The 6,396-nt window shown below is 59.2% G+C and carries 9 protein-coding genes; 7 read left to right on the top strand and 2 right to left on the bottom strand.

Annotated features, from left to right (window positions below):
• Positions 1-242: 242 nt before the first annotated feature.
• Positions 243-1,208, top strand: a complete 966-nt coding sequence (pip, locus tag VGU61_RS03700; protein ID WP_326857752.1) for a prolyl aminopeptidase — start codon at positions 243-245, stop codon at positions 1,206-1,208.
• Between the two features lie 142 nt (positions 1,209-1,350).
• Positions 1,351-1,854, top strand: coding sequence for a TonB family protein (locus tag VGU61_RS03695; RefSeq protein WP_326857751.1), 504 nt, complete (start codon positions 1,351-1,353; stop codon positions 1,852-1,854).
• Between the two features lie 250 nt (positions 1,855-2,104).
• On the opposite strand, the gene VGU61_RS03690 is transcribed toward VGU61_RS03695, so the two are convergent.
• Entirely contained in the window at positions 2,105-2,587 is a 483-nt protein-coding gene (locus VGU61_RS03690; RefSeq protein WP_326857750.1) for a hypothetical protein, read from the bottom strand.
• 118 nt (positions 2,588-2,705) lie between these two features.
• Here VGU61_RS03690 and VGU61_RS03685 point away from each other — a divergent pair, with 118 nt between their 5' ends.
• The 5 genes from VGU61_RS03685 (at position 2,706) to VGU61_RS03665 (ending at position 5,503) form a co-directional block, all read left to right on the top strand.
• Positions 2,706-3,248, top strand: coding sequence for a hypothetical protein (locus VGU61_RS03685; protein ID WP_326857749.1), 543 nt, complete (start codon positions 2,706-2,708; stop codon positions 3,246-3,248).
• 193 nt (positions 3,249-3,441) lie between these two features.
• The gene (locus tag VGU61_RS03680) at positions 3,442-3,744 is read left to right on the top strand and encodes a DUF883 family protein (RefSeq protein WP_326857748.1); all 303 of its coding nucleotides are present in this window, start codon (positions 3,442-3,444) and stop codon (positions 3,742-3,744) included.
• Complete coding sequence (locus VGU61_RS03675) at positions 3,741-4,145, top strand: phage holin family protein (protein ID WP_326857747.1); 405 nt, start codon at positions 3,741-3,743, stop codon at positions 4,143-4,145. The genes VGU61_RS03680 and VGU61_RS03675 overlap by 4 nt, the downstream gene beginning before the upstream one ends.
• 11 nt (positions 4,146-4,156) lie before the next feature.
• The gene (locus tag VGU61_RS03670; protein ID WP_326857746.1) at positions 4,157-4,570 is read left to right on the top strand and encodes a hypothetical protein; all 414 of its coding nucleotides are present in this window, start codon (positions 4,157-4,159) and stop codon (positions 4,568-4,570) included.
• A 102-nt stretch (positions 4,571-4,672) separates the two neighbouring features.
• On the top strand, positions 4,673-5,503 hold the full coding sequence (locus VGU61_RS03665; protein ID WP_326857745.1) for an OmpA family protein: 831 nt from the start codon (positions 4,673-4,675) through the stop codon (positions 5,501-5,503).
• Between the two features lie 73 nt (positions 5,504-5,576).
• Here the strand turns inward: VGU61_RS03665 and VGU61_RS03660 are convergent.
• Positions 5,577-6,396, bottom strand: an 820-nt coding sequence (locus tag VGU61_RS03660; protein ID WP_326857744.1) for a c-type cytochrome, incomplete at its 5' end; no start/stop codon positions are given.

The raw sequence follows: 6,396 nt of genomic DNA, 5'->3' as shown, positions 1-6,396 counted from the left end.
CGGGCAACCCGAAAAAGCTGCTGCAGTACGAAGGCGATGTCGGCGTCGCGCTCCAGCATGTCGGCGTGCTGGTGGGGCGCAATGCCCATGCGGTGATCTGGCCGGAAATCTTCGCCTGGCTGTCCGATCTGGCAATCCTGAAGCGATCCCGGCCGGCGAATTGAACGCATGCACGGCAAGCACTGCGGAACCTGCGGACTTGGTTACAATCCATCGGTTTCCTTCAACGCCTGCCGACCGCCATGAACGATTCCGAACTGCCGCTGTTTCCTCCCATCGAACCGTACCGCAGCGGCATGCTGCCGGTGGATGAACTGCATACCCTGTATTGGGAAGAGTGCGGCAATCCGCAGGGAGAGCCGGTGCTGTTCCTGCACGGCGGGCCGGGCGGCGGCTGCACGCCCAAGCAACGCCGCTTCTTCGACCCCGCGCATTACCGCATCGTGCTGTTCGACCAGCGCGGCGCCGGCCGATCCACGCCGCTCGGCGAGTACCGCAACAACACCACGCAACTCCTTGTCGCCGACATCGAACGTCTGCGCGACATGCTCGGCATCGAGCGCTGGCTCGTGTTCGGCGGCTCCTGGGGTTCGACGCTGGCGCTCGCCTATGGCCAGACACATCCGGAACGTTGCCTCGGCTTTGTCCTGCGCGGCATCTTCCTCTGCACGCAGGCGGAGATCGACTGGTTCATCAACGGCATCCAATGGTTTTTCCCCGAGGTGCATGCGGAGTTTGCAAGCCCGATACCAGAGGAGGAACGCGGCGACCTGCTGCAGGCCTATGCCAAACGCCTGTTCTGCGACGACCGCGCCGTCACGGTCGCCGCCGCGCGCACATGGAGCCGGTATGAAGGCCGCTGCCTGTTTCTGCAACCGGACGCGGAAGCGGTCGAAGACTTCAGCTCCGACGTGGTCAGCCTTGGCATCGGCAGGCTTGAAGCGCATTACTTCCTGCACCAGGGATTTTTCAGCGACGACCAGCTCATCCGCAATGTCGACTGTATCCGCCATCTGCCCGCGGTCATCGTGCAGGGCCGGTATGACGTGGTATGTCCACCCTTGTCCGCCTACCGTCTTCACCAGGCATGGCCACAGGCGAAATTCCACATGATCCCGGACGCCGGCCATGCAGGCTATGAACCAGGAACCGCTGCGGCGCTGGTGGCGGCTACGGAACAGTTCAAAGCCAGACGCTGTTTCGATTGAATCTTTCAATCGTTCGCCCTACGAGAATGCCTGTTTGCATGAACCGCCCGGCACTATAATTGTCCAAAGGAAAGTCGCTGGTTCATGTGTATGTGAAAGACTAGCGACGCCGCCAAAAGCATTTCGCCCAGCCGAGTTCATCATGTACAACAGAATCGCAATCATCTTCTTGGGCGGCGTGCTCGCCGCCTGCGGCACGTCGACCGACGACAGGCTTACCGGGCAGTCGAAACAGGAGCTTCGGGAGCCCTCGGGCCGTGTTGAACCGGTCGAGACCACACCCGATGCCACATCCACCGCCTCCACCGTGGACGGCTACAAGCGGGATATCGCCCAGCGCATCGTTCAGGTCAATTCCACCCAGGTCTTCATCGGCCGTCCGCAAGCGCTGCTGCGCTCGGTCGTCGTCGTGCGGTATGCCGTCGATGCGCGCGGAAACCTCGTGCATAGCGAAATCCAGCGCTCCAACCGTGACAAAGTCACCGAAGCGACTGCGCTGGCAACCCTGCGCAATTCCGCACCCTTCCCGAAGCCGGCTTCAAACCTGTTGCGGCGAGGCAGGGTGGAGATTTCGGAAACCTGGCTATTCAACAATGACGGACGATTCCAATTGCGCACCATCGCCGAGCCGCAGATGGACAGGTGACGCATCGCATTTCTCTGTTCTACAACGGCATGCAGGTGTACCGGCGTCCGGTCGGAAACAGCTTTCCATCCTGCGCACAACACGCCGGACGTCGCGTTACATACTTTTACACAGTCGATAATGGTCGATAAATCAAGGACTTGAGTCATATTCAAGCACAGTTGCCCGCCATGCCCGCAGCGGTCCTCTGAACGCCCTCCAAGCTGCTTCATCAAATCTCCTGCATCAACGATGCTTTTTTCGTAATCTCTCAGGAGAAATTCATGAGCTTGAAAACCTCCCTCCGGACCTTATCCTTCGTATTGATTGCCTCGGTGTCTTCGATCGCACTGGCGCAAAGCGGATCGTCCTCATCATCGTCCTCGCCATCGGCGACGGGCACTTCCAAAGGATCCACTGCGGGCACCACCGGCGCAGGCAGCTCGACAGGCACAGGTAAGGGTTCCGGCAGCACCGGCACCTCCGGGTCGACTGATACGACATCGCCCTCAGCCGGTTCGACAACAGGCGGTTCCGGCGCAAGCGGTGCGGCTGGAACTTCCGGCATCACCGGCAAGAGTGCCAGCGGCGCATCGAATTCATCGGGCGCGTCCGCAAGCGGCGACGAGTCGACGTCCAAAAAGAAAAGCAAGGCGAACCAGAACAAATCCGACAAAGCTGGCACAGGCCAGAAGAGCGCGGAGTAATCGCCGCGCGTGGGTACAGAAGCGCATTGCAGCACCAAGGTTGGCAAGCGGCTTTCGGGCCGCTTTTTTTTATCCCTGGCTCATGCACATTAATAATGTGCGGCTGATTTGCCGGGCGGAGGCGAATCTGTTTTAATGGGGACGATTCTCTCTCTGCAATCCTTCATGACTTCAACACCTTCCCCCATCCTCGCAGCAGCCGGTCAACGTCCCGCCAAACTGTACCGCTACTCGCATCGCACATGGCTCGAACGTTCGCTATCACTGGGCGAATTCCGCTTGCGCGCACCGCTCCAGGGGCTGACGATGCCGCAATCCGGCAGACATATCCTGCCGTTTGCAGAAAAGCAGGATATGTCGGCGGGCTACCTGACGCTGAGTCTTGCCCATGCATGGGATGAGGCATTGTTCGCTCTCTTTTCCGACGCGGATGCCTGCCTTGTCATTCACGACACCGAAGAGTTTGGCGAGCGAATTCACCGCGCGGCGCAAAAGACCCTGCCGAGCTGGGCAGGCATTGATGCAGCCATGTCCTATGGCGTACCGAGCCCGCTCGGTAGCGCTTTCTCCAAATCCAGACAAAGCGCGCAGGAAAAGGAATGGCTCTTTGCATGGCGTCCAACGCAATCCGTGCCGATCTTCAATCCGGTAACGATCCGTATCGGCAGTATTGAAAGCATTGCGGAAATCCGGCTGCGGTCGGCATAATTCATTCTTCAGATCAACATTACGGTTTGATCAAACAGCGCAGCCTTGCATTTGGTAAATTACCCTGGGTCAAGCCTTTTTCCACGAACCGTTGGAACCCCGATCTTGAAGTCCGACGCAAGTCTGATTAACCGCGGTCGCTGCACTGAATCCGTTTCCGCATATTGCGGCCATCATATTAAGGAGGAACGCCATGCCGACGTCCAGCATCAAGACGGTACGACACGATATGAGCACCCTGGTGCGTGATGCGCAGGCCTTGTTTCGCGAAGCGGCCTCGGCTTCAGGCGAACGTGCCGAAGAGCTGCGTCACAAGGGTCTCATGCTTCTCGACGCCGCGATGGAAAAAGCGCAGGACGCACAGGTGATCGCAGCGAAAACCGGCAAGGAAGTGGCGGAACAGACTGACGTCTTCGTCCGCGCAAATCCATGGCGTGCAGTAGCGATTTCTGCCGGTGTCGGCCTGCTGGCCGGTTTGCTCCTTTCCCGCAAATGAACGTAAACGACAAGCCGCCGTCCAGCGCAGCGCCGATGCATACGGGCGGTCTCGCCGCCGGCCTGGCCGGACTGGGAAAAAACCTGTTCGGCCTGCTGGTCAGCCGTGTCGAGCTGGCGGCCTTTGAGTTGGGAGAAATCCGCACGCATCTGCTCAGGCTGTTGCTGTTGTTCGGCATCGGTGTGGTCGTGGTCTGGTTTGCCGTGGCTTACTGGACCGCACTGATCGTGGTGCTCGCGTGGGACAGTTGGGGCTGGAAAATACTCCTGCTCATGGCAGCGGTTTTCACTCTGATGGCGGCCGGTTTGCTGTTCCATGTGCGTTCGCTCCTGAGCGCCAACAAGCTGTCGATGCCGGCCACCATGGCCGAACTGCGCAATGATCGCGATGCCTTGCTGTGAAAGATCGAACCATGATCGATGAATCATCCGACCCCCCCGCCATTGCGGACCGCAAAGAACAACTGATCGCGCAGGGCCGAACTTTCCGAGCGCGAGTCGCACAGTCGAAGCAGGCATTGCAACAGGGCTTGCGTCCGCAGGCGCTGGCAAAAGGCGCCATCGGCCATGTTGCTCCTGTCGTGCTCGGCATGGTGGCAAGCCGTGGCCTATCCGGCGCAAAAGGACTTAACCTGCAGCAGACCTTGCCCTTGTTGGCCGATACCTACTCGGCCTTGTCGCGGAGAGGATTGATCAAGCCGGCACTGCGTATCGCTGGTATCGCCGGCATCGTCGGTGCAGTCGGATGGATGGTTATCAACCGACGAAGATCTGTCGATGCAGACGCTGCTTCTTCCCCAGCGAATACTTCCGATTCAACAACCTGAGTGATTTGATTACAAATGTAATTAAGTTTTTCATGCCTGAAGGATGACGAACTTGCATTAATCCCGCGTGTCAAATTTGTGTTTGAAACGAAGGGGAATGCAATGCAACATCGACGAACCATAGCCGCGCAGCTGAGCGTCACAGCAATCGCAAGTGCACTGGCATTGGGCGGCTGCGCGAATATGAATGAAGTGCAGCGTGGAACAGCGACAGGTGCCGGTGTCGGCGCCGGCATCGGCGCGGTGCTTGGCGGAACGGTTGGCAAAGGAGGCGGACGGCGTGCGGCGACTGGCGCTGTCGTCGGCGGCGCTGCCGGTGCGGTGATCGGTAATATCTGGTCGGCGCGGATGGAAGAGCAGAAGCGCAAGATGGAACAGGCCACGCAAGGGACCGGTGTTGAAGTCACGCAAACCGCCGACAACCGCTTGAAGCTGGATATTCCGAGCGACATCTCTTTCGACACCAACCGGTCGGACATCAAGCCGAATTTCCGTCCGGTGCTCGACAAATTCGCCGCCAGCCTGGTGGAGAATCCCTATACGAAGGTCACCATCATCGGACACACTGACAGCACCGGTTCGGAAGCAGTCAACAATCCGCTGTCCTATGACCGTGCCGCCCGCACCCGCGATTATCTGAGCGCACGCGGTGTCAATGCCAGCCGTTTCATCGTCGACGGTCGGGGAGAGCGCGAGCCGGTAGCCTCGAATGACACGGAAGCCAGTCGCGCCCAGAACCGCCGCGTGGAAATATTCGTGGCGGAGCCGCAAACGACCGCGCAGGCACCGCAACAACCCTATCCGCAGCAACCGTACCCGCAGCAACCGTACCCGCAACAGGCGTATCCACAGCAGACCTATCCTCAACAGCCATATCCGCAGCAACCATATCCACAACAGCAGCCTTATCCATATCCGCAACAGCCGCGATAAGCAGTCTGCAAATACGCTGACAAATAAAAAAGCCGACCCGCAGGTCGGCTTTTTTATCGTATAGCGGTTTCGCTTACTTGGATGCCGCTACCATGAAGTCCACAGCTGCCTTGATTTCGTCATCCGATGCGGACGATCCGCCTTTTGGCGGCATCACGCCGGCCTTGCCTTGAAATCCCTTGATTGCATTGGTATAAAGTGTTTCGTTGCCTTGCTGAATCCGTGGTGCCCATGCCGCCTTGTCACCGGTCTTTGGAGCGCCTGCAATGCCTGCGCCGTGACAGGCGACGCATGCGGAGTCATAGATTTTCTTGCCGACTTCAGCAGATACCTTGGTTGGTTGCGCATTGTTCGCTGCCGGAGCAGCATTCTGCGCAGTCTGAGTCGGAGAAGCCATCGGCTGTGAGGCTGATGCGACCGGGGCGCCTGCGGATTGCGGCGGTGTTTCCGCTGCAGCCGGTGCTGCTGGTGCTGCAGCGTTTGCAGCCGGTTTCGCCTCCGGTTCCTTGAATTTTCCACCGGATTGGTTGGCCATGTAGACTACGGCACGAGCAACTTCCACATCATCCAGATCAGGATTGCCGCCTTTGGCCGGCATCGCGCGGATACCGTTCACGGCATTCGCCACCATCGAATCAAGGCCTTTGGCGATGCGGGCGGACCAGCCGGCTGTATCGCCGGTTTTCGGCGCGCCAGCCGCGCCGCTGTCGTGGCAGGCAGCGCAAACAGCTTTATAAACAGCGTCGCCGGCCTGCAACTGCTTCGGCGCATTGGCATCGCGGAATGTGAAGCCTTCTTCCGCCACCGGCCGCAGGCGTGCTGCCACGGCTTCGGGCGACAAGCCTTCCGAACCGGCACCCGCAACGGAGGCATTGCCCACGTATTGCACCAGC

Origin of the sequence: Noviherbaspirillum sp., assembly GCF_035944575.1 — a bacterium.
Taxonomy (GTDB): Bacteria; Pseudomonadota; Gammaproteobacteria; order Burkholderiales; family Burkholderiaceae_D; genus Noviherbaspirillum.
Note: the sequence above shows the minus strand (reverse complement) of the source record. Positions and strands in the feature narration are given on the sequence as shown.